We start from the raw sequence: 22042 nt of genomic DNA, 5'->3' as shown, positions 1-22042 counted from the left end.
GTCAGCACAAGCTGACTATCGTACTACTGTTCTTCTAAAGCAGTCAAAGTAATATCTCCAACAGCTTTGGCAGCAATAATCAATGCTTTTTCATTTATATCAAATTTTGGATGATGATTCATATAGCATTCTTCTGCATCTGGTTTGCAGCCAACGTTCATAAAAGCTCCCGGAATTTTTAATAAATATTGGCCGAAATCTTCTGCGCCGTTTGAAGCAGGCCCAGCGACAGCTTTTTCCATGTATTCCCCTATACCGAATTTTTCCAGCGCTCGAACTGCTTTTTCTGTTTGTTCTGGATGGTTGTATACAGGTGGGTAATCCCAGAGGTATTCCATTTCTGTTTCCACTCCAAAGCTTTCTTCCAATCCACGAAGAAGATTACGGATTTCTTTTTCAATTTTTTTGCCGACTTCCATATCCATATAACGGGCATCTCCCCGCAATATTAAGTTGTCCTTAATAACGTTACTTGCCCCTACACCTTCAAAAGATCCAATCGTCACAACTGCCATATCATAAGGATTGATACGACGAGACACAATTGTTTGTAAGTTCATTACTAAGGAAGAGGCCGCTACAATAGCATCATTGCTTAAATGAGGCATAGAACCATGGCCGCCTTTTCCTTGGATTTTAATTGTCAAATCACTACAACCAGCAAATGCCCAGCCGCTCGTATAGTTTATTTCTCCCAATTCAAAATCAGGGAAGAAATGAATGCCATAAATCTCATCCAAATCCTCCAAAACACCGGATTCAGCGATGCTTTTTCCACCGGAAGGAGGCACTTCTTCTGCATGTTGATGAACAATTTTAACAGTTCCAGACCATTCTTCTTTTAATTGGATAAGACAATCCGCTAAAATCATTAGATACGCCGTGTGTCCGTCATGACCACATGCATGCATTACGCCCGGATTTTGGGAAGCGAATGGTAAACCAGTCTCTTCCATGATCGGCAATGCATCAAAATCAGCTCGTAAGCCAATTTTTTTACCTGGCTTATTTCCTTGAATTGTTACTACAATTCCCAAACCGTTTCCAACGTTACGTTCTACTTTGACATCTTTTCCGGCATAAAAATCAGCAATTTTATCAGCTGTCTTGTATTCTTGATGGGAAGTTTCAGGATTTTCATGGAAATAACGGCGCAAAGCAATCATTTCCTCTTCTCGTTCATTTAACAAATTCATTAGTTTTTCTCGCAACATTTTGTTCACCTCTCTGTAGAAAAACCCCGAATATACATTCGGGATTAATCATTATCTTATTTGAAATTTTTGATTTCGTCTACTACAGAATCCACGTACGCTTCTTTTGCCATTGTGTTCATTTGTTTTGAACCATAACGACGAACCGTAACCGTACCTTCTTCCACTTCTTTATCACCAATTACGATTTGGTAGGGAATTTTTTGTGTCTGTGAAGCACGAATCTTGTAGCCCATCTTCTCATTACGGTCGTCCACTTCCACACGCATTCCCAAACGATCCATTTCTGCTTTTAATTCATATGCTTTATCTGAATGTAAATCCAGGTTAACAGGAATGATTGTTGCCTGTACGGGAGCTAACCAAGTTGGGAAAGCACCTTTATGGACCTCAATTAAATGAGCCACAAAACGTTCCATTGTAGAAACGATTCCGCGATGGATAACTACAGGGCGATGCGTGTTTTCACCATCTTCACCAACATAAGTTAAGTCAAAGCGCTCAGGCAGCAAGAAGTCCAATTGAATGGTAGACAAAGTTTCTTCCAATCCCATAGCTGTTTTAACTTGTACATCCAGCTTTGGACCGTAGAATGCTGCTTCGCCTTCTGCTTCAAAATACTCAAGCCCTAACTCATCAACCGCTTCTTTTAACATTTTTTGAGCCTTTTCCCACATATCATCATCATCAAAATACTTTTCAGTGTTTTCTGGATCACGGTAGCTCAAGCGGAATTTATAATCAGTGATATTGAAATCTTTATAGACAGCAATCATTAATTCAAGTGTACGTTGGAATTCTTCTTTAATTTGATCTGGACGAACAAAAGTATGTCCATCATTCAAAGTCATTTCACGAACACGTTGCAGTCCAGAAAGTGCCCCGCTCTTTTCATAACGATGCATCATCCCTAATTCCGCAATACGAATCGGCAGCTCACGGTAGCTGTGAACATCATTTTTATAGATCATCATGTGATGTGGACAGTTCATTGGGCGAAGCACTAACATTTCACCGTCTCCCATGTCCATTGGTGGATACATGTCTTCATGATAATGATCCCAGTGACCGGAAGTTTTATAAAATTCCACATTTGCCATAATAGGTGTATACACGTGTTGGTAGCCTAAACTGGTTTCTTTATCAACGATATAACGCTCGATTGTGCGGCGGATCGTTGCCCCTTTTGGCAACCAGAATGGCAATCCTGAACCGACTTCAGGAGAAATCATAAATAGATCTAATTCCTTCCCGATTTTGCGGTGGTCACGTTCTTTTGCTTCCTCACGCATTTTCAAGAATTCTGCCAAATCTTTTTTGTTAAAGAACGCTGTTCCGTAGACACGCTGCATCATTTTGTTATCGGAGTTCCCTCTCCAGTAAGCTCCTGCTAAGGAAAGCAATTTGAATACTTGAATTTTCCCTGTAGAAGGAACATGGATACCGCGGCAAAGGTCAGTGAATTCCTCTTGGGTGTAAACCGTAATTACTTCATCTTCTGGTAAATCAGTGATTAATTCCACTTTATAAGGATCTTCTTTGAAAATTTCTAACGCTTCTTCACGACTTACTTCTCGTCGAACAATTGGATAATTTTCACGAATAATTTTTTTCATTTCATCTTCTACTAATGGCAGTTGTTCTTCTGCAAGCTGTTCTGGCATATCTGTATCATAGTAGAACCCTGTTTCGATTGCCGGGCCTACTCCAAAGTGGATGCCCGGGAACAAACGAGTTAAGGCATGCGCCATTAAATGTGCACTTGAATGACGTAAAATTCCTAGTGCGTCTTCATGGTCAGGAGTAACGATTTCTAATGTACCATCTTCTGTTAATGGACGGACATAATCAATTAATTCACCATTGAATTTTCCGGCTAATCCTTTTTTCGCTAAACTGTTGCTGATGCTTTTGGCAACTTCTTCCACTGTGATTCCTTTTTCAAAGGATTTCACATTACCATCTGGAAAAGTAATTTTAATCTCTGACATCTTTTTTCCTCCATCTTTTTTGATACTGAACGATTTCTTTTTGCATAAAACAATAAAAAAATCCCATTCCTAAATGCAGCGCACTCAGAAATGGGACGTTAAATTTTATACGTGGTTCCACCCAAATTCAGTTATCGTCCTAATAAGTAGTCTGATAACTCTCCAAACGCTGTAACGGGCGTGCCCGGTCTTTCTTACTCATAAGTATTTCAGAAAGTCTCTCGAAAGTGGTCCAGTAAAAAGGTTATTGAGATGTTTCACCGAGTCATCTCTCTCTTTAAAATAAGCGCTTCTTCTGTATGTCTTTCTCAACGATTTATAATGATAATCTGTCCATATTAAACCACTATCTTTTTCAAAAAGCAAGCGAAATTCATCAAATTATTCTTCCAAACGACGATTTTTCCCCGTCATAGTCACTTCTTTTGATAAATACTTGATTCTCTCCATCAAACGTTTTGCTTTAATCGGTTCGTCTTCTCCGCGATTTCCCACCCGAAGATGTCCTTCTAATTCTTTAAAAGTTAAATTCGATGAGAAGAAAGTCGGCAACTTTTCTTGCATACGATGCTGTAGAATTACACCGAGAACTTCATCTCGAATCCAAGTAGAGTTTACTTCGGCACCAATATCATCCAGCATTAAAATTTCACTATTTTTGATAATATCTAATTTTTCAGGAACACTATTGTCTGCAATTGAAGCTTTCATTTCTTGTGTAAAAGTTGGATAGTGCATCAAGGTCGTTAAATGACCATGCAAGGACAACTCATAAGCAATCGCTCCAAGTAAATAGGTTTTCCCTACTCCAAAAGGTCCATGCAAATACAAAGCTTTATGATAATCTTTTGGATTTTCATGATACGCTTCAACAAAACCAAATGCCAATTCCAAAGCTTCCATGCGATCTTGTGTCGGCAGGAATTTTTCCATCGTTGCCGAACGTGCGTCTTTGGAAATATTAATGGAATTAATGCGGCTTCTTAATTCTTTCTCACGTTCTTTTCGTATGGTTTCTGGACTTGGCATATAAACTACATCGATATATCCTGCATTCAATGCCAGTTCAGGAATATAACCGGGATTTTGTCCTTCTTCCCCTTTAGCAAGTTTCTGTTTTTCTTGCACAAACTCATGTAACTTCGAATAACTATTGGATATAATTTCTTGAGAAATTTGTTCTTGATGGTTCGATAAAAACGTCTGAACATCGGAATCGGCAAGAATCGATTGAACCATTTTTTCAAATTTCTCACTATTACCGGGACGACTCATATAATTTCGGAATCCTTTTCCAATATGATCCATCATGAATCTCCTGCCTTTCCACTATTTCTAAATTTCTTCAAACGTTCATTGAATCTCTTCTGAACATCTTCAGGTAACATCTCTTCCGTGATTGGTCCTTGATTATCTTTTGCCCAATCCGGCAGTTTTTCCACCTTGCGAACAACATTCTTCCCATAGTAACGAGCTGAACGATTTTCTTCGCGTTTTTCTGCAGCTGCTTTTTTCTGGCCAACAAATTGTTTTGTTTTTTCAATTGCCTGCTCAGGTTTGGTAACGTTCGACTGAGTCCAATCATTGGCAATTGTTTCCGCTATCGCCTTTATAAGCGTTGGATGTTTTTGAATAACGAGCGAATAATACACGAGCATATTTAATACGGCCGGTTCCAACTTATGTTCAGCTAGTAAAACTGTCAGCAAGTTTTTCTCTGCAGCTGTTACCGTTCCATTTTTCTGCTTTTTTATATTGCTAATAAAAGCGATAGGAGTCATACGCTCGCTTTGTGAAATTAGTTTGATTTCACTCGTTGAAAAACCTGCTTTCGTTAACTCTTTTATCCGATTCTCTGTTTTTGTTTCTGTCTGTTCAATGGTACTCATCACTTTATCTTGGATACGCTGATTTGAATACGGTTTGTTAACAGATAACTGTAAAATGATTTGTTCCAGCTCTTTTGTATTCACTTCTCCGGTTTCTAAATCCGTCGCTCTCAAAAGATATTGAGACATTTCCATTTCATCTATTCCAAATAAATGATGAAAAACGTTAATGCTCTCTTGAACTTCTTTTGTTAAGGCATTTTTGCTAAAGAATTCTTTCTGTAACAATTGCTGTAACAAATTAAAATCGAACGTTTGATTGTCCAAATGTGGCTTCTTGCCATTATTTACATCCATATAAGCTAGTCCCTTTTGATCAATCAAACCATTTTTCTGATAAGAAGCAGCAGAGACATTATAAACATCCAAAAATGATTTCGTTATATTCTTATAGGCAGCTTTATCCAGTATCGGAAAGCTGAACTTTTTTTGTAAAGAGTGTAATTTATTCTCGCCGATATGTTCCAATAAAAGGACTCTCATTAAGTCATCTTCAAAAAACTGTTTACTGCTAAGGGGTGGGCACGGCTCATAAATATACGTTTTGTCAGATTCATCTTTCAAATACGTATTTAACAAACCGATCCCTTCCAATCGTGCTCGTGCTTGATAAAGTTCAGGAATCCCAACGCTCACTAATGTTAAAAGATCGGAATGAAGACGCTGTTCACTACGATAGCTGCCCTCTTCTACTTCTGACAATAACGTCATATATAAACTATAAGCTTGCGGTCCAATAATGGGTTGATATAAAAAGGTGATGATTTTTTTATCAATATTCGTTATAAAATTGGTTTGACGGATAATCAAAGGATCTTTTGGGCTTAAATCTTTCCAAGGGTAACTCATTCTTACGAATCCTCTCCATCATTCCACGCATCCACTGGTTCGTTTTCATCCGGGTCTTTCTTTTCTAGTTTTCTTAACTCATCAAGAAACGTTTGGCGATCAGAAAACTGGCGGTATACACTCGCAAAACGAATATAAGCCACATCGTCAATTTTTACTAATTCATCCATTACGTGCTTGCCAATTTCCAGACTTGAAACTTCATTTTCACCCAGTGCACGAATTTCTTTTTCAACTTTATTGACAACTTCTTCCAGTTGCTCCAAGGCAATCGGACGTTTTTCACTTGAACGAACTAATCCACGCAATAATTTTTCACGACTAAATTCTTCACGTGTGCCATTCTTCTTGATAACCAGCAATGGTGACTGTTCAATTCTCTCAAAGGTAGTAAAACGATGATGGCAATTCTCACATTCTCGTCTGCGACGAATCGAGTTATTATCATCGATGGGGCGGCTGTCCACGACCCGGCTTCCATTATAGTGACATTTCGGACATTGCATCTCCTTAACCCCTTTCTCTCTATTTCTTTACCGCAAGTATACCATATTAACCGTCTTTATTTGGATTGTTTTAGAATTTCATTTTATCCAACCATTCATCTATTTGTAAATAGGTATCTTCTATTTTGTTGCTGTTATCAATTAAAATATCTGCTAGTTGTTTCTTCTTTTCAATCGATAATTGACTGTTGATTCGGTCTTGAGCTTCTTTTGTGGTTAATCCATTTCGTTTTATTAATCGCTCTAGTTGAATCTCAGGCGGTGTATAAACGACCATTACAGCATCGCAAACTTCTTGATAAGATGCTTCATAAAGTAATGGAATATCCAAAACGAGTAACGGGATATCTTGTCGACGATAATCAGCTACTTTTGTTAAAATCCACTCACGGATATTCGTTCCTAGCAACTGATTCAACAATTCTCTTTTCGTTTCATTATCAAAAATAATCGCTCCTAGCTTTTTGCGATTCAAACTGCCATCCTCTGATAAAACTTCCTTGTCGAAATGGGTAACAATGCTCTGCAGTCCTTCCGTTCCTACTTCTACAACTTCACGAGCACCGATATCAGCATCTACAATAGGGATATTTTTACTGGCTAAATAATTTGAAACAGTACTTTTACCACTAGCAATTCCGCCGGTTAATCCTAGGATAAACATCGATTAGAGAGCCCCCTTTTTATCATCGTCTATATAAATTTGACAGTTTGGACAAAAATGGGTCCCCCTTTGACCAACCTTAATTTTTTCAATCGGTGTTCCACAGCGCGGACAAGCTTCATTTTTTTTACCATATACATTCAACAAGACTTGAAAATGGCCTTCTTCACCAAAGGTATTCTTATAAGAACGAATGGTAGAACCCCCTGCTTGCACTGCACGCCCGATGACATCAATGATTGCTTCGTGCAAGTGTTTGGTTTCCTCTTCGTTTAATTTATTTGCAGGCTTTTGTGGATTAATTTTTGCTTCAAACAATGATTCATCCGCATAAATATTACCCACCCCTGCTACTACCTGTTGGTCTAAAATAACTGTTTTGATTGCTCGGCTCGTTTTTGAGAGTCGATTTTGGAAATCTAATATTTTGAAGGTTTCTGGAGTTGGTTCTGGTCCTAATTTTTGAATCGGCCCATATTCATCCTGTTTATCAATCGGAACTAAAGCAAAACGTCCGAATTTCCGTACATCTAAGTATCTTAGCTGACGGTTATCATTGAGATGAAATACCACATGTGTATGCTTTTTTAATGGCTCATCAGCTTTTGAAACTTCAAATTTCCCTTCCATACGTAAGTGAGAAATCATAGCCCAATGATCCAGTAAAAAAATCAGATATTTCCCTCTTCTTTCAACCGTATGAATCTGTTCGCCAATTAAGACCTCTTTAAATTTTTCAGAAGAAAAAGGTGGTGTAATCATCCGGTTCCAAAAAACATCAACATCAGTAATAACAGTTTTCGAAATCGTTTGGTTTAACCCTCTTCGAACAACTTCTACTTCTGGAAGTTCTGGCATTCTTATCATTCCTTTATTATGAACAGGATAGGAAACAGAAATAATCTGTTTTCTATCCTGTTTCAAGTTCATTTATTTAGCATCGTACCAGCTATCACCGTAATTGCTGTCAACAAGCAACGGTACGGTTAAATCAACTGCATTTTCCATGATTTGCGGGACGAGTTCTTCTAGTATTGCTACTTCTTCTTCAGGGCACTCAAAAATCAACTCATCATGTACTTGTAAGAGCATTTTTGCCTGAAGATTTTTTTCTTTAATTGCTTTTTGCATACGAATCATCGCTACTTTAATAATATCCGCGGCAGATCCTTGGATTGGCGAATTGATTGCCGTTCGTTCAGCAAATGAACGTAAATTGAAATTACTGCTCTTGATGTCCGGCAGGTATCTTCTGCGGTGGAATAATGTTTCCACGAAGCCTTTTTCTTTCGCCTCTTCCACAATTCTTTCCATAAACGCTTGAATACCTGGATATTTCTCAAAATAACGATCAATAAATTCTTTTGCTTGTTTTCGAGTAATACCTAAATTTTGGGAAAGACCGTAATCACTGATTCCATAGACGATACCGAAGTTAACAGCTTTGGCTTGGCGGCGAATGTTTCCATCTACTTCCTTTGGATTTTCAATGCCAAATACACGCATGGCGGTAGAAGTGTGAATGTCTTGTCCTTCGATAAAAGCTTCTTTCATGTGTTCGTCACCAGAAATATGTGCCAGCACACGTAACTCAATTTGTGAATAGTCTGAAGCAAATATCTTCCATCCTTCTTTTTCTGGAACAAATGCCTGACGAATCTTTCTTCCCTCTTCCATGCGGATGGGAATGTTTTGTAAATTTGGATCTGTAGAACTTAAACGACCCGTTTGTGTTAATGTTTGGATATAACGGGTGTGTACTTTCCCTGTTTCAGGCTTGATATATTTTAATAAACCTTCTACATAAGTTGATTGAAGTTTAGCAAGTTGACGGTAATCCAGAATCATTTGAGCGATCGGTACAGTCACACTTAACTTTTCTAGCACATCTACTGCAGTCGAATAACCTGTTTTTGTCTTTTTAATCGGCGTAAGTCCCATTTTTTCAAATAAAATCACGCTCAATTGTTTAGGAGAATTGACATTAAATTCTTCCCCAGCCTCTTCATAAATCTGTTGTTCCATCTCTTCCAGACGTTTAGAAAATTCAACTTTCATTTTTTCCAACTGTTCAGGCTCTACTTTGATACCGGTTATTTCCATTTCCGCAAGAACCATTGCAAGCGGTAATTCCATTTCAAAGTATAAATCATATTGGTTATTTTTTTCTAATTCTGTAATTAGTTGAGTTTTCAATTTCAGAATGGCCTGTACTTTTCTAGCAAGATGTTCAAATAGAATGGCATTGTCTTCTGGAACTGCGATTTTTGCGCCTTTTCCATAAACGGTCTCATCAAAAGAAACATCTGTATACTGATATTCTTGGGCTACTGCCGCAATATCACGACCGCTATCATTTGTATTGATAATGTAAGAGGCTAATAACATATCGAATGTCACACCTTTTAATTCGATCCCGGCATAATGAAGCATGGCAATCGTACGCTTTGCATCATAAACAGATTTCTTTTTGCTTTGATCTTCCGCCCAATTTTTAAATTCGTCACTTTGCAGAACGACTTCTGCTTTCCCAGTATAGAGATGCTTTTCATCTCCCCAGCTGATTGCAACAATTTTCCCATAATGATAGTTATCTTCCAACATCTCTACATAGAGAGCCATTTCATTACTGAAATGATCTTCCGTAATAGTTTCCACTGCTTCATAAACAATCTCTTCAAAACTATCCGATCGATCGTCTTCTGTATGGTCCAGGTCATTTAAGAAACTATTAAAGTTCATTTCACGATAAAATGAAACCAGTTTTTCTGCGTCTCTTTCCGCTAATGTCAGTTGGTTTAATTCCATTTCAACTGGCGTATCCAAATCAATAGTCGCTAATCTTTTAGACAGAAAAGCATTTTCTTTATCTGCCACCAGATTTTCTTTCATCTTGCTTTTTTTCATGGAATCGATTTGTTCATACAGATTTTCTACAGAACCATATTCTTTGATCAACTTAAGTGCGGTCTTTTCACCGACTTTGCGAACACCTGGGTAATTATCTGAAGAATCTCCCATCAAACCTTTCAAATCGATAATTTGAAGCGGCTCAATTCCCATTTCTTCGCGAATGGATTCAGGCGTATAAGCTTTTAAATCAGAGACGCCTTTTACCGTAATGTCGACACGAGTCTGATCAGTTGCCAACTGTGTCAGATCTTTATCACCCGTGATAATTACTACTTCAAAGCCTTCTTTCTCGGCTTGTCTAGCATAAGTTCCAATGATATCATCGGCTTCAAAATTGGGAAGTTCGTAAGTCTTACTCCCCATTGCCTCAATCAGAACTTTAAAGTAAGGCCATTGCTCTGCTAACTCTGATGGCATTGTCTGGCGTCCACCCTTGTACTCATCATAAAACTCTGTACGGAAAGTGGTTTTCCCTGCATCAAACGCAACCAACATGTGAGTGGGCTCCTCCGTTTGAAATAACCTTTCTAAGATTCGATTAAATGCAAAAAGAGCATTTGTGTGCAACCCATTTTGGTTTTTAAAACGGTTTAAGTCTAAAAGTCCGTAAAAGGAACGAAAAGCCAAACTGCTTCCGTCCAATAATAGTAATTTCTTTTTATCAGCCATTGTTTAAAACCCAACTTTCTTGTTTTTATCGGAAAGATACTGTTCTATTTATTTGTTTTCGTTATCCACATTGATTAACTTTTCAGGTGTTTCTACAATCAGTTCTGCTTCTAATAGCCGCTCTCCTGAAAGCGAACTCCCTTCCACCATGATCATCACTTGTTCTCTTCGTTCATCTACACGTTTTATCTCGAACTCGAATGTGATCGTTGAATTGTGATGGATCGGTTCTAAAATATCCAGAGATAAATCCACTACATTTGATCCAGGTCCTGGCAAATGTTTGGAGACGTTACTGGTTAGAATCCCCATAAGTAAAACTGGCGGGACAACCGGCTTTTTGTAGCGAGTTGCCTGTGTATAGTCGTACTGAAGATATAATGGGTTATTATCATTCGTTAATCCTAAATATAATAAAATATCCTTTAACTCAATCACTTCTGTAACGGTAAGAGAATCTCCTTCTTGGATTTCTTCAATTGTTTTACCAATTTTTATATCTTCTAACGCCATTCGTATCTTTCCCTTCTGCGAACATATAATTGACTTCATTTTAACAAAATATAGAAAGGAATTAAAGGAATGAAATACTTCAACATCAAAAGCCAGCCAAATCAAAAAGAGGCGGAATATTCTTCCAACCTCTTTTTATTGGTTAATTTGTACGTTTGACACTATGGCTCAGCAATTCTTCATAAGCATTTGCAAATTTCTGAACATCTCCCGCTCCCATAAATATAACAACAGCATCACTATATTTTAGCAGTGGAGACATATTGTCTACCACTAAAACTTCTGCGCCTTTTTCAACTTTGTCAGCTAAATCCCGAATGGATACAGTTCCTTGTTGTTCACGAGCAGATGAGAAAATATCACACAAGTAAACAGCATCGGCATCGTTCAATGCATTCGCAAACTCACTCATCAATGCAACCGTTCGTGTAAATGTATGTGGTTGAAAAACAGCAATAATTTCCTTATCTGGATATTTTTGTTTGGCAGCATCCAATGTTGCTTGTATTTCTTGCGGATGATGGGCATAGTCATCAATAATAACCATGTCCTCCACTACTTTTTCTGTAAAGCGGCGTTTTACACCTTTGAAAGTAGAAAGCTGCGCTTGAACAGCCTCTTTGTCAAATCCTTCTAAATAGCAGAAAGAAATTACGGATAGAGAATTCAAGATATTATGGTCTCCATATGACGGGATACAAAAACGTCCATATGCTTCTCCCTTGATGGTCACGTCAAAACTGCTGCCTTCTATCGTTTTCTCAACATTTCTTACGACTACATCATTATCTTCATTGAACCCATAAAATAAGACAGGATAGTCCGGATTAAAATGACGAATATATAAATCGTCACCGCACGCAATAATGCCTTTTTTCACTTGAGAAGCAAATTCTTCAAAAGCGCTGAATACATCTTTAATATCATGATAGTAATCAGGATGGTCAAAATCGATATTCGTAATAATCGCATAATCAGGAGAATATGCCAAGAAGTGACGGCGGTATTCACAAGCTTCTAATACGAAGAAATCCGCATCTTCTCTACCAAACCCTGTTCCATCACCAATTAAGTAACTAGTCGGCTGAATTCCTCCTAGTACATGGGATAATAATCCCGTTGTGCTTGTTTTACCGTGCGACCCCGTGATAGCGATGCTCGTATAATCATTAATGAAATCGCCAATAAAGTTATGATAGCGAATAACATCCAAGCCAAGCTCATTTGCGCGTACAATCTCTTCGTGTTCATCAGAGAATGCATTTCCAGCAATAATCGTTAATCCTGGCTTAATGTTCTCTGCTCCAAAAGGATAGATTTTTATATTTTCTTCATCGAGACCTTTTTGAGTAAAAAAGTATGTTTCAACATCGGATCCTTGCACTTGATATCCTTTTCCATGCAAAATCAATGCTAAAGCACTCATTCCAGATCCTTTTATCCCAACAAAGTGATAGATTTGTTCATTGTTCATCGTATTCCTCCACTAATTATAAAACAATTCGTCGTAGGTGGTTCATTGCTTTTGTTATTTATTTAATTGGAATTTTTAAAAAAATTCCAAAGAAAGATGACATCTCTGCTTACGTTCAATGGTAAGCAGCAGAAACATTTTCCTAATATTATAGCATTATTTATATATAGGTATGTTAACCTAAAAAAATACACCTCGAAAGTATACCATGTTCACTCAAAAAAACAAGTAAGCAGGGTACTCTTCCTATCCATAAGCTATTCAAAAAAAGAATTAAATCCATTATAATTTGGCTTATCTGGACGAATTGTTTCAGACTGACGGTTATTTTGAATTCGTTCCTGTTCCATTATTCCACTCAGTGAGCGATGCAATGCTTTTTTTGTTTTTGTTGTTGGATTTCCTTCTGAAGCTGCTTTTTTTATCTCTTCATCTTTAGGTGGATTCAAATCAAGTAAAATCAAATCTTCATTTGGAATCGTCAGTTCCTCCTTGATTTGCTGGTAATTTATGGTACTTGCTTTTTCTTCTTTATAAGAAAGTGAATTCCATAAAGAGGGTACTTCGGTTGGTTTAAAGGGTCTGCGGCTTTTGTAAAGTGAAAATGTTTGAGATTTTTTTTGAACCCACTTTTCTTTGTTAAAACGTTTCTTCTCTTCTGCAAAATAATCTTTTTGAGCTTGTTCTTCTTGCTTGGTATCGCGATGGTGATCCGCAAAGAGGTCTTTTCCGTTTCGCAAGAAAGGAACTGAAGGCGTCGCATCCAACAGTCCATCAGCAATAAAAGAAGAACTCTGTGTAGTTTCATCTTTAACAGTTTGCTTTTCACCCTCTTGCTTGCTAACTAAATAATTAGGAAAGGTCTTGTGTTGCAAAGGATTCGCACGTTTACCTTCTTTCGATTGATCATGAACCATGGAAGCCGCTCCCCCTTCTTTCGATTAATTTATTTTTCGAAAAATGCTTTCCCAGTCTCTGCGTTTTCATCTAAAACTAGAATCCCTTTTTTGCCCGTCGGATTCTCTACTCCTAATTCTTTTGCGGAACAAATCATGCCATTACTTTTCACACCGCGTAATTCGCCCGGCCAAATAATCAAGCCATCATTCATCACCGCTCCTGGTTTTGCGACAACAACTTTTTGTCCTTTACGAATATTTGCAGCGCCGCATACAATCTGCAGTACTTCACCATTATCTACTTCTGTTTGTGTAATCGACAAGTGATCGGAATCTTCATGGGGAACACATTCTTTTACATATCCTATAACAAATTTCGGCTCATTGGAAACAATAATTTCATCCTTGAAGCCTGCCGTTTTAATCAACTCATTTACCTTTGTAAGCTGTTCAACAGACAATAAAACCGGTCCATTCCCATTTGGTAAAAAGCTTTCTGAAATAGCAAAAATATTAAAACTTATGGTTTCGTCTGTTTCCTTATTGAAAATGCGCGTTACATTGCCAACAGATTCTGTCGCCAATTCATCACGAGTTATTTCTCCTCTCGTTAATGATAAGACATCCCAACCTACTTCTTTGTTATAAAAACTCAGCCACATAATTCTTACTCCTTACAATCATTCTATTTTTATTAATTTGCAATTGTCTCATTTACTTCTTTTAGAAAATCTTCGATTTGCTCTTGTGTTTTGCGATCCTTCGAAATAAAGCGGCCCACAATATCATTGTTATGATATGCAACAAAACTTGGAATTCCCATAATGGATAATTCTTCCGCAAAATCCAAATGTTGATCACGGTCTACTTCTATAAAAGTAAATTCTGGAAAGTTCTTTTCAATTTCTGGGATAAATGGTTTGATGAATGTACAATCTCCACACCAAGTAGTTGTAAACATAAAAACAACGCGTTCTTCTTGTTTCAGCTTTGCTGCTTCTTCTGTATTTGTTAATAATTTCATAACTTCCCCTGCTTTCCTTAGTTTCTTTTCATAATCGTTTCATAGGTACTCTTATCCAATGTCTTTGCCACTTGAATAACCATTTCTTTGGCAGCTTCATAATCGTCAATATGGAACATTGTTTGGTGGGTATGGATATACCGTGCACAAACACCAATGACAGCACTCGGAATTCCGTTATTCATTTGATGAGCAGCTCCCGCATCTGTTCCTCCTTTTGATACAAAGTATTGATAAGGAATATGATGTGTCTCAGCTGTATCCAACAAGAATTCACGCATGCCGCGAAGTGTAATCATTCCTGGATCTTGTAGACGCAGCAAGAATCCTTCTCCTAAATGACCAAAGGTACCTTTTTTCGATTGTAAATCGTTTGCCGGTGAACAATCCACTGCGAAGAATAGATCTGGCTGCAATTGATGAACAGCACCTTTTGTACCTCGCAACCCTACTTCTTCTTGAACATTCCCACCTGCAATAAAAGTGTTAGGCAATGTTTCATCTTTTAAAGCTTCTAACGCTTCTATTACAACCGTATTTCCATAGCGATTATCCCAAGCTTTTGAAATAATTTTCTTTTTATTCGCTGTCCAAATGGTTTCTACTTGTGGAACAATTGCGTCGCCCGGGCGAACACCAAATTCCAATGCTTCTTCTTCTGAATCAAAACCAGCATCAAATAGAATATCTTCTACTTTTACGTCCGCTTTATCGGCACCTCCACGCAATAAATGAGGGGGTACTGAAGAAGAGATAACCGGTATATCTTGTTCTCTTGTTTGTAAAGTGAATCGTTGTGCAGACACCACATACGGATTCCAGCCGCCTAAGGGAACGACTTTTAATAAACCATTGCTCGTAATCTGAGAAACCATGAAACCAACTTCATCCATATGAGCGGCTACCATGATTCGAGGCGCGCCCGCTTCTTTGCTTTCACGCACGCCAAAAATACCGCCCAAACCATCTGTTTCAATATAATCCACAAGTGGTTCCATTTTTTCACGCATATAATTACGGACGTTGCGTTCATTCCCGCTCGTCCCTTGTATTTCAGTTAAATCTTTAATCAATTGAAAGGTCTTATCATTCATTAATATGTTGGAAAGTCATAAGAAATGGTTCTTATTTCTTTCTTCCTCCTCTTATTTTGACTTTTAAACGAATCTCTCTTTTCATTATACAGAAATGACGATAAACCGGCAATAAGACACATCCGAGAATCCATTCTTTCAAGTAGAATGTTATTGAACCTTTATGCTATACTATGTTTAGAAATGACCTGCTAGGAGGGAATTAGGATGCTTTTTAGAAAACAAAATTTTTACGACAAAAATAAAGAAGCCATTATCGCTGGCGTTCTGTTTGGATCAGGTCTTGTAATCGGTTCATCTCTTACCGCTTTATTTTTGGGCAAAAAGAAAAAAGTAAACGGCGACCGGATACTTGATAGTGTTAAAAAAATGTTTCTTGCAGATGGACCAATCGAAGGCTCCTGGATTGAGTTACACCCTGTTCCACTTACCCGCTTTTCATCTGAAACAGATGTGTATTACGGAGGAATTTCTCGTAAAGAAAATGATGAATTAATCCAATATGAATTTATGGCAGATGCTTACACAGGTACGATCTTGGATATCTATAAACTTTAATAAATAAAGCATCTTTTGGAAAAGCTTCCAAGTCCGTCTTGACCTATGAAAAAATAGGAAATTTGGCCCTGAATTGTCAGGAGACTTCACGCTTCAGCGGGTTAGTCGAATGATATGCGTTAGCGAGCAGCGAAGCGCGCAATGGGACAAACTTATCTTTTTCTCAGTAGGTCAGGACTTGGAAGCTAGACAGTGATAGCAGAAATATTTTACTCTACCCTACTTGGAAAAGCTTCCAAGTCCGTCTTGACCTATGAAAAATAGAGAATCCAATAATAACGATCTTCAAGCTCGGTTTCCAGCCTGAAGGTCGTTATTTCATGAGAATAAAGCTGTTCAACGCTAAATTCTTTATCGAACATCTTTATTTTTTGAAAATAAAGATGTTCAGTCTCACAATCCAGTTTGAACGTCTCGTTAAAAATATATAACTCTCTACTATAAGAAAAGCGGACAAGTCCGCCTTGACCTATGAAAAAATAGGAAATTTGACCCTGAATGAGCAGCGAAGCGCGCAATGGGGCAAATTTATCTTTTTTTCACTAGGTCAGGACTTGGGAGCTAGACATTGATGGCTGAACTTATAATCCCCTAGTCTATAAGAAAAGCGGACAAGTCCGCCTTGACCTATGAAAAAATAGGAAATTTGACCCTGAATGAGCAGCGAAGCGCGCAATGGGGCAAATTTATCTTTTTTTTCACTAGGTCAGGACTTGGGAGCTAGACATTGATGGCTGAACTTATAATCCCCTAGTCTACGAAAAAAGGGCTGGGAAAAAACTCCCAGCCTCTTTCCTATACCCGAATAATGTAGCGTAAATGTGCTCAAAAAGGCAGCCCCGACGTCCACTTCACGAATCATGCTCAGATGGTCTGCAACCATCTTGCGCTTATTCGCTCCAGTGATTCGGGGCTGAACGCCTTTTTTCCCACTCTCTTTTTGAATTAATTTACAAAATGAGCTTCTACTCGATAAATGGGCTGTCCTTTTGCAGAAAACTTTTCTTCGTATTCTGTCCTTACATTTCCTTCAAAATCAGATGCATGCAAGTCAAGCCATATTTGATCCAGAACCATACCAAACTGTGAAAAACTGGCTAACGAATATTCAAACAAACCTTGATTGTCCGTTTTAAAATGCACTTCACCTTTTGGCTTTAATATCGTTTGATAATTCTCCAAGAAAGAGCGGTGCGTTAACCTTCTTTTCTCATGCTTCGTTTTTGGCCACGGATCTGAAAAATTCAAGAAAACTCGATCAATTTCCCCAGCTTCAAAATAATCAGAAATTAATCCACCGTCTGTATTCAACAGTTTCACATTTGGTAATTCAGCTTCCAAAATTTTATCCAATGCCATCACAGCAACACTCGTTTGCAGTTCGATACCAATAAAATTTATATCCGGATGCATTTTTGCCATTCCGACAATAAACTGACCTTTTCCAGAACCAACTTCGATATGGATCGGTTGGTTCTTTTCAAAATGTTCATTCCATTTTCCTTTTAATTCTGTTGGATTTGTTACGACATAATTCGGATGAGCTGCCAATTTTTCTGCAGCCCACGGTTTATTTCTTACTCTCATTTCTTCCTCCATTTACTGATAAGAACTCGCTATTCGCGAGTTCTTATGATTGAAGCGACAAGCTTCTTTCTTTTATAAAATTACTTTTCTTATTTGTGCAGTCTATTTTCGAATGCTTCTTTCATAAATAAAATCTGTTGGTTCATCTTGATGTTTTCTCCAGCGGTGTGGTAGCGTTTTGCTAAAATCAAGCGATTCATCAAACTATACCATTCCAAACTCATCTTGACTTCTTCTGTTTGAATAATTCCATAACGATTTAACCAGCCATCCCAGTCCTCTGGATTCACATATTTGACAAGAATCATACTGATATCCGAGATAGGATCAGCAATTTTCACCATTTCCCAATCAACCAAGTACAAGCGATCATCGTTCGTCAAAATAAAATTCTTGCGATTCAAATCGCCATGGCAGACTGCATATTTCGCGCCTTTGACATAATGAAGCGTCCGCTCTAAATAAGACACGACTTGATTCAGAAATGTGTTTGTCCGCAAATCTTCCTCTAATTCGGCAAGATAATCAAGTATGAACATCTCAGGATCATACACTTGGCCTTTTACTTTTCGAAGCATATTCAGTAAATGTTCTGAATAATGAATTTTTTGTAACAAAGAAAGAATTTCATCAGACTGCATTTCTTCACCATACAGTACTCTTCCATTCAACCATTCTTGGGCAGTCATGACATCTCCATTGCCGATTCGCTTCGTCCAAATGAGACGCGGTGTTATTCCTTCAACCGAGAGCGCAGCTAAAAAAGGTGACGAATTGCGCTTCAAGAATACCTTCTCTTCCGCACGTACACCCATGTATGCATGTCCCGTATCTCCTCCAATGGGATGAAGTTTCCACCCCGAATCCATCTTATAGTCCATTCTGTTCATTCCTTACTCATTCTCATTACTTGATTGATGCATTCTTTTGCTCAACGAATTGAATTTGGAGAACGGAATGCCCAGTTTTCATTTGAAAGTAGCGACAGATACCAATCAGTCTTTTTATTCTCATCTACTTTCAAATTTATAAAAGTTGTCTATATGGAAACGAAAGTGACCTTTCCCTCTTATACATACCTACATGCAGGAAAAGTCACTTCATTCCTAATCTACAGCTATCCGTCCTTGTTTCGATCTATTTGCCTCTAAAACGTCCCGTCATATGACAGGCATAATCTATCATTTATTTTAGGTTCATTTACCTATTCCGTCAAGGCAAAGATAGTTACTGTTTCTTTACAATTTCTTCGATGCTCTGTTAATGAACAAATCTATCCTGTTTTGTCGTTCTTTTATCTAAATAAAACAAGATAAAAAAGATGGAAAATAGAATATTTAATCCAAGTGCAGCAAGTCCAGTTAAAATACCGGATCCTGCCATCGTTGCAAGAGCCAATAGCACACTATCAATCCCTAATAATTGGCTAAGTAACTTTTTAAAGCCGGAACGTTTTTTTGTTATGGGTTGTGGATATAATTGCGTTAAAATATTTTCATCTAATTCATAATAAAAAGGAATCATTTGAAAACTCGTGATAAATAAAAATAACACATTTATCAGTAAACTTAAATAGCTGATTGTTGAAAAAGTTAAAATAGCGATTCCAATGACTGACAAACGAATAAATAAACCTAAATAGTCTGCACCGCGCATAAACATCCTGGTGTATAGATATTGATAAGGATTTTCTTTCCCCGCCACCCTATTAATCAAACGGTCTAAATATTTTCTGCGTTTCACCTTATTTTTTACAATTGGAACATCTGTAAATAAGTTAATCAAACGATTGATTTTCGAAACACGTTTCTCTTCCGATTGAATAAGCTTTTCCCAATCCAACAAGGCATACTCTTTTAAAGCACTGTATACGAGCCATCTATCAAAGGCAATGGTAAGTACAGCCGCTCCAACAAGGGATATACCGCTGTGTACAAAAAAAGCTATCAGTAACAACAAAAAGCTTGCCAGGAAAAAACCATGTTTGAGAATTCTCACAATCGGTCCTGTTCCACTTCGCAACGTAAGTTCCTCGATTCCAAAATGAAACCACTTTAAGAGCAGCAACATTGCAGCGATAAAAACAAACTCAAGCGATTGACCTCTTCCCGCAATGATTAAAATTGGCATTGCCATTCCCGTCAACAATAATAAAAACACTCCAGGAAGCCACATACTCATTCTTTTTGCGTTTTTAATATACTGCTGCCATTGAATTTCTTTTACCGCTAAAAAAACTTGATCAGCTCTTTCAGCGAGGGTCATTAATTTCCCAAAGAAAAGCGCAAACGTTAAAACCACTACCCATATAAAACGTCCCAAAACATTTTCACTAGTCAATGTTTTTAATACTTCTGAATATTGATACGCTAATGCTCCTAGTAAAAAAAACAGTACGATGACAAAATGGTCGTTAAAAACATACTTGGAATACCGACTTAATTTACTAAAGTATTTTTTTCGACGTTTGGAAAGCAATTCTTCAAAACTCATAATTGGTTCCCCTCTTTTGTCAATTGAATATACAATTCGTCAAGAGTTGCATCAGGCATACTCATTTCTGTTTGTAAATCATTCAGGGTACCGGCTACTTTTACTTCTCCTTCATGCAACAATACAAAATTATCACACTCGCGTTCCGCTGAGCTGAGTACATGTGTCGACATTAAAATAGCAGCCCCCTGTGCTTTCTTTTCTTGAATAATTTCTAAAAAGGTGTGAATTCCCAAAGGATCCAACCCTAAAAATGGTTCATCAATTACATACAAGGGAACATCCAGCATGAAGGCACATACCAGCATTACTTTCTGCTTCATCCCTTTGGAAAAATAAGCAGGAAACCATTCCATTTTTTCTTCCAAACGAAAAGCTTTGACATATCGATCAGCCTTTTGAAAAGCTTCTTTTTTTGGAATACCATAAGCCATTGCGGTTACTTCAATATGTTCACGCAATGTCAACTCTTCATACAACACAGGTGATTCCGGAACGAAAGCAAACAGTTTTCGATACCCTTCCGGATCATCTTTTAATTTTTTTTCTTCAATTGCGACTGTTCCAGAAAATGGTGTCATCAAACCAATAATATGTTTAATCGTGGTGCTTTTTCCTGCCCCATTTAACCCAATGAGTCCTGTAAGCTCTCCTGGCGCAACAGAAATGGATACATTTTTAATAACAGGAACAGCCGTGTAGCCTCCTGTAATATCTTTTAATTCAAGTGTCATTCGATGCGTTCCTCTCGATTTTATTCTGCCATAATTATACCACAGGCAGTCGAGCAAATAATGTAAATTACAAAACAGTTATGGTAAAGTAAGGGTACAAGATACGAAAAGAGAAGAGGGATCATTTATGTCAGATTGTATTTTTTGCAAAATCATCAATAAAGAAATTCCAAGCTATACGGTTTATGAAGATAATGATATTCTAGCATTTCTGGATATTTCTCAAGTAACAAAAGGACACACACTTGTAATTCCAAAAAGACATGTGGAGAATATCTTTGAATACGATGCGGAGTTGGCTGCTACAGTGTTTGCAAAAATACCCGAAATTGCAAATGCGGTCAAAAAACATGATACCGCCATCAAAGGAATGAATATTTTAAACAACAATGGAAAATTCGCCCATCAATCGGTCTTCCATTCACACATCCATTTAATTCCACGTTATGAAGACGAAGCGATTGATGGTTTCGGATTGAAATGGAATACGCATGAAGATGACTATTCGCCAGAAACATTTAACGAACTTACCAAATCAATCAAAGCTGGATTGGAGGAAATAAAATGAAAAACTTTGCACAAGGTCTCTTATTTGGAACCATCGTTGGCGGACTCATTGGACTATTGAACACACCTCACAACGGTGAAGAAAATCGCCGTCGCCTGCAAGCATATATCAATGAAAATACGAACTCTGTAAATGACTTGACAGAAGATTTGCAACGCCTTCAACAATCGGTTTCCCGTCTTTCAAATGAAGGGATGATGGTAATGGATACTTTCACAAAAGAAGTAACCGAGTCCGTTGAAGACTTTTCACAGAAAAACCAACCTAGAATTAGAAGGATTACGGATCAAGTCTCAAACTTAACCGATACAATTGAAAAAGAAACAGCCAAACTGCAAAAATAAAAAAGCAGGACAAGCATCGGCCAAGACCATACCGAAGACAAAAAACTCCTCAAACGCTA

Annotated in this window: 21 protein-coding genes and 1 other annotated feature; of the genes, 3 read left to right on the top strand and 18 right to left on the bottom strand. The window is 37.7% G+C overall.

What is annotated here, in order from left to right:
- Positions 1 to 23: 23 nt before the first annotated feature.
- From EJN90_RS10510 to pepA, 14 genes are all read right to left on the bottom strand, one after another.
- The gene (locus EJN90_RS10510; RefSeq protein ID WP_227872503.1) at positions 24 to 1214 is read right to left on the bottom strand and encodes an amidohydrolase; all 1191 of its coding nucleotides are present in this window, start codon (positions 1212 to 1214) and stop codon (positions 24 to 26) included.
- Between the two features lie 56 nt (positions 1215 to 1270).
- Positions 1271 to 3205 (bottom strand): threonine--tRNA ligase, encoded by a 1935-nt coding sequence (gene thrS, locus EJN90_RS10505; protein WP_126111011.1) that lies wholly within the window; start codon positions 3203 to 3205, stop codon positions 1271 to 1273.
- Between the two features lie 88 nt (positions 3206 to 3293).
- Positions 3294 to 3526: a binding site (T-box leader), on the bottom strand.
- Between the two features lie 60 nt (positions 3527 to 3586).
- The gene (gene dnaI / locus EJN90_RS10500; protein WP_126111009.1) at positions 3587 to 4513 is read right to left on the bottom strand and encodes a primosomal protein DnaI; all 927 of its coding nucleotides are present in this window, start codon (positions 4511 to 4513) and stop codon (positions 3587 to 3589) included.
- On the bottom strand, positions 4513 to 5943 hold the full coding sequence (locus EJN90_RS10495) for a replication initiation and membrane attachment family protein (protein ID WP_126111007.1): 1431 nt from the start codon (positions 5941 to 5943) through the stop codon (positions 4513 to 4515). Before EJN90_RS10495 ends, dnaI begins: the two co-directional genes overlap by 1 nt.
- Positions 5944 to 5945: 2 nt before the next feature.
- A complete protein-coding gene (nrdR, locus tag EJN90_RS10490) occupies positions 5946 to 6449 on the bottom strand; it encodes a transcriptional regulator NrdR (RefSeq protein WP_126111005.1) in 504 nt (167 codons plus the stop codon).
- Positions 6450 to 6519: 70 nt separating this feature from the next.
- Positions 6520 to 7113: a dephospho-CoA kinase gene (gene coaE / locus EJN90_RS10485; RefSeq protein WP_126111003.1), complete on the bottom strand. Its 594-nt coding sequence runs from the start codon at positions 7111 to 7113 to the stop codon at positions 6520 to 6522.
- A 3-nt stretch (positions 7114 to 7116) separates the two neighbouring features.
- Entirely contained in the window at positions 7117 to 7971 is an 855-nt protein-coding gene (gene mutM / locus EJN90_RS10480) for a DNA-formamidopyrimidine glycosylase (RefSeq protein ID WP_126112429.1), read from the bottom strand.
- 72 nt (positions 7972 to 8043) lie between these two features.
- Positions 8044 to 10695: a DNA polymerase I gene (polA, locus tag EJN90_RS10475; protein ID WP_126111001.1), complete on the bottom strand. Its 2652-nt coding sequence runs from the start codon at positions 10693 to 10695 to the stop codon at positions 8044 to 8046.
- A 48-nt stretch (positions 10696 to 10743) separates the two neighbouring features.
- Positions 10744 to 11208: a MaoC family dehydratase gene (locus tag EJN90_RS10470; protein WP_126110999.1), complete on the bottom strand. Its 465-nt coding sequence runs from the start codon at positions 11206 to 11208 to the stop codon at positions 10744 to 10746.
- A gap of 142 nt (positions 11209 to 11350) precedes the next feature.
- A complete protein-coding gene (gene murC, locus EJN90_RS10465; RefSeq protein WP_126110997.1) occupies positions 11351 to 12682 on the bottom strand; it encodes a UDP-N-acetylmuramate--L-alanine ligase in 1332 nt (443 codons plus the stop codon).
- A 257-nt stretch (positions 12683 to 12939) separates the two neighbouring features.
- Complete coding sequence (locus EJN90_RS10460) at positions 12940 to 13599, bottom strand: hypothetical protein (protein WP_126110995.1); 660 nt, start codon at positions 13597 to 13599, stop codon at positions 12940 to 12942.
- Between the two features lie 29 nt (positions 13600 to 13628).
- Entirely contained in the window at positions 13629 to 14243 is a 615-nt protein-coding gene (gene ytpR, locus EJN90_RS10455) for a YtpR family tRNA-binding protein (protein ID WP_126110993.1), read from the bottom strand.
- Positions 14244 to 14275: 32 nt separating this feature from the next.
- Positions 14276 to 14605, bottom strand: a complete 330-nt coding sequence (locus EJN90_RS10450; RefSeq protein ID WP_126110991.1) for a thioredoxin family protein — start codon at positions 14603 to 14605, stop codon at positions 14276 to 14278.
- A gap of 17 nt (positions 14606 to 14622) precedes the next feature.
- Positions 14623 to 15699 carry a glutamyl aminopeptidase gene (gene pepA, locus EJN90_RS10445; protein ID WP_126110989.1) on the bottom strand — a complete coding sequence of 359 codons (1077 nt, stop codon included), beginning with the start codon at positions 15697 to 15699 and terminating at the stop codon, positions 14623 to 14625.
- 207 nt (positions 15700 to 15906) lie between these two features.
- On the opposite strand from pepA, the gene EJN90_RS10440 reads away from it, so the two are divergent.
- Complete coding sequence (locus EJN90_RS10440; protein ID WP_126110987.1) at positions 15907 to 16257, top strand: PepSY domain-containing protein; 351 nt, start codon at positions 15907 to 15909, stop codon at positions 16255 to 16257.
- 945 nt (positions 16258 to 17202) lie between these two features.
- On the opposite strand, the gene trmB is transcribed toward EJN90_RS10440, so the two are convergent.
- The 4 genes from trmB to EJN90_RS10415 all read right to left on the bottom strand — a co-directional run bounded on the left by trmB (position 17203) and on the right by EJN90_RS10415 (position 21071).
- Entirely contained in the window at positions 17203 to 17844 is a 642-nt protein-coding gene (trmB, locus tag EJN90_RS10430; RefSeq protein WP_126110984.1) for a tRNA (guanosine(46)-N7)-methyltransferase TrmB, read from the bottom strand.
- A gap of 89 nt (positions 17845 to 17933) precedes the next feature.
- Positions 17934 to 18725, bottom strand: coding sequence for a phosphotransferase family protein (locus EJN90_RS10425; protein ID WP_126110982.1), 792 nt, complete (start codon positions 18723 to 18725; stop codon positions 17934 to 17936).
- A gap of 379 nt (positions 18726 to 19104) precedes the next feature.
- The gene (locus tag EJN90_RS10420; protein WP_126110980.1) at positions 19105 to 20337 is read right to left on the bottom strand and encodes an ABC transporter permease; all 1233 of its coding nucleotides are present in this window, start codon (positions 20335 to 20337) and stop codon (positions 19105 to 19107) included.
- Positions 20334 to 21071: an ABC transporter ATP-binding protein gene (locus EJN90_RS10415; protein ID WP_126110978.1), complete on the bottom strand. Its 738-nt coding sequence runs from the start codon at positions 21069 to 21071 to the stop codon at positions 20334 to 20336. The genes EJN90_RS10420 and EJN90_RS10415 overlap by 4 nt, the downstream gene beginning before the upstream one ends.
- 127 nt (positions 21072 to 21198) lie before the next feature.
- Between EJN90_RS10415 and EJN90_RS10410 the strand changes: the two genes are divergently transcribed.
- Both EJN90_RS10410 and EJN90_RS10405 read left to right on the top strand, forming a co-directional pair.
- Positions 21199 to 21639, top strand: a complete 441-nt coding sequence (locus tag EJN90_RS10410) for an HIT family protein (RefSeq protein WP_126110976.1) — start codon at positions 21199 to 21201, stop codon at positions 21637 to 21639.
- Complete coding sequence (locus tag EJN90_RS10405; RefSeq protein WP_126110974.1) at positions 21636 to 21983, top strand: YtxH domain-containing protein; 348 nt, start codon at positions 21636 to 21638, stop codon at positions 21981 to 21983. Before EJN90_RS10410 ends, EJN90_RS10405 begins: the two co-directional genes overlap by 4 nt.
- Positions 21984 to 22042: the final 59 nt, after the last annotated feature.

It is taken from the genome of Jeotgalibaca ciconiae, from assembly GCF_003955755.1.
GTDB classification, from domain to species: domain Bacteria; phylum Bacillota; class Bacilli; order Lactobacillales; family Aerococcaceae; genus Jeotgalibaca; species Jeotgalibaca ciconiae.
Note: the sequence above shows the minus strand (reverse complement) of the source record. Positions and strands in the feature narration are given on the sequence as shown.

Coding starts and splice junctions, on each gene's coding strand:
- EJN90_RS10510 (WP_227872503.1), bottom strand. CDS start 1,214: ATGTTGCGAGAAAAACTAATGAATTTGTTAAATGAACGAGAAGAGGAA.
- thrS (WP_126111011.1), bottom strand. CDS start 3,205: ATGTCAGAGATTAAAATTACTTTTCCAGATGGTAATGTGAAATCCTTT.
- dnaI (WP_126111009.1), bottom strand. CDS start 4,513: ATGGATCATATTGGAAAAGGATTCCGAAATTATATGAGTCGTCCCGGT.
- EJN90_RS10495 (WP_126111007.1), bottom strand. CDS start 5,943: ATGAGTTACCCTTGGAAAGATTTAAGCCCAAAAGATCCTTTGATTATC.
- nrdR (WP_126111005.1), bottom strand. CDS start 6,449: ATGCAATGTCCGAAATGTCACTATAATGGAAGCCGGGTCGTGGACAGC.
- coaE (WP_126111003.1), bottom strand. CDS start 7,113: ATGTTTATCCTAGGATTAACCGGCGGAATTGCTAGTGGTAAAAGTACT.
- mutM (WP_126112429.1), bottom strand. CDS start 7,971: ATGCCAGAACTTCCAGAAGTAGAAGTTGTTCGAAGAGGGTTAAACCAA.
- polA (WP_126111001.1), bottom strand. CDS start 10,695: ATGGCTGATAAAAAGAAATTACTATTATTGGACGGAAGCAGTTTGGCT.
- EJN90_RS10470 (WP_126110999.1), bottom strand. CDS start 11,208: ATGGCGTTAGAAGATATAAAAATTGGTAAAACAATTGAAGAAATCCAA.
- murC (WP_126110997.1), bottom strand. CDS start 12,682: ATGAACAATGAACAAATCTATCACTTTGTTGGGATAAAAGGATCTGGA.
- EJN90_RS10460 (WP_126110995.1), bottom strand. CDS start 13,599: ATGGTTCATGATCAATCGAAAGAAGGTAAACGTGCGAATCCTTTGCAA.
- ytpR (WP_126110993.1), bottom strand. CDS start 14,243: ATGTGGCTGAGTTTTTATAACAAAGAAGTAGGTTGGGATGTCTTATCA.
- EJN90_RS10450 (WP_126110991.1), bottom strand. CDS start 14,605: ATGAAATTATTAACAAATACAGAAGAAGCAGCAAAGCTGAAACAAGAA.
- pepA (WP_126110989.1), bottom strand. CDS start 15,699: ATGAATGATAAGACCTTTCAATTGATTAAAGATTTAACTGAAATACAA.
- EJN90_RS10440 (WP_126110987.1), top strand. CDS start 15,907: ATGCTTTTTAGAAAACAAAATTTTTACGACAAAAATAAAGAAGCCATT.
- trmB (WP_126110984.1), bottom strand. CDS start 17,844: ATGAGAGTAAGAAATAAACCGTGGGCTGCAGAAAAATTGGCAGCTCAT.
- EJN90_RS10425 (WP_126110982.1), bottom strand. CDS start 18,725: ATGGACTATAAGATGGATTCGGGGTGGAAACTTCATCCCATTGGAGGA.
- EJN90_RS10420 (WP_126110980.1), bottom strand. CDS start 20,337: ATGAGTTTTGAAGAATTGCTTTCCAAACGTCGAAAAAAATACTTTAGT.
- EJN90_RS10415 (WP_126110978.1), bottom strand. CDS start 21,071: ATGACACTTGAATTAAAAGATATTACAGGAGGCTACACGGCTGTTCCT.
- EJN90_RS10410 (WP_126110976.1), top strand. CDS start 21,199: ATGTCAGATTGTATTTTTTGCAAAATCATCAATAAAGAAATTCCAAGC.
- EJN90_RS10405 (WP_126110974.1), top strand. CDS start 21,636: ATGAAAAACTTTGCACAAGGTCTCTTATTTGGAACCATCGTTGGCGGA.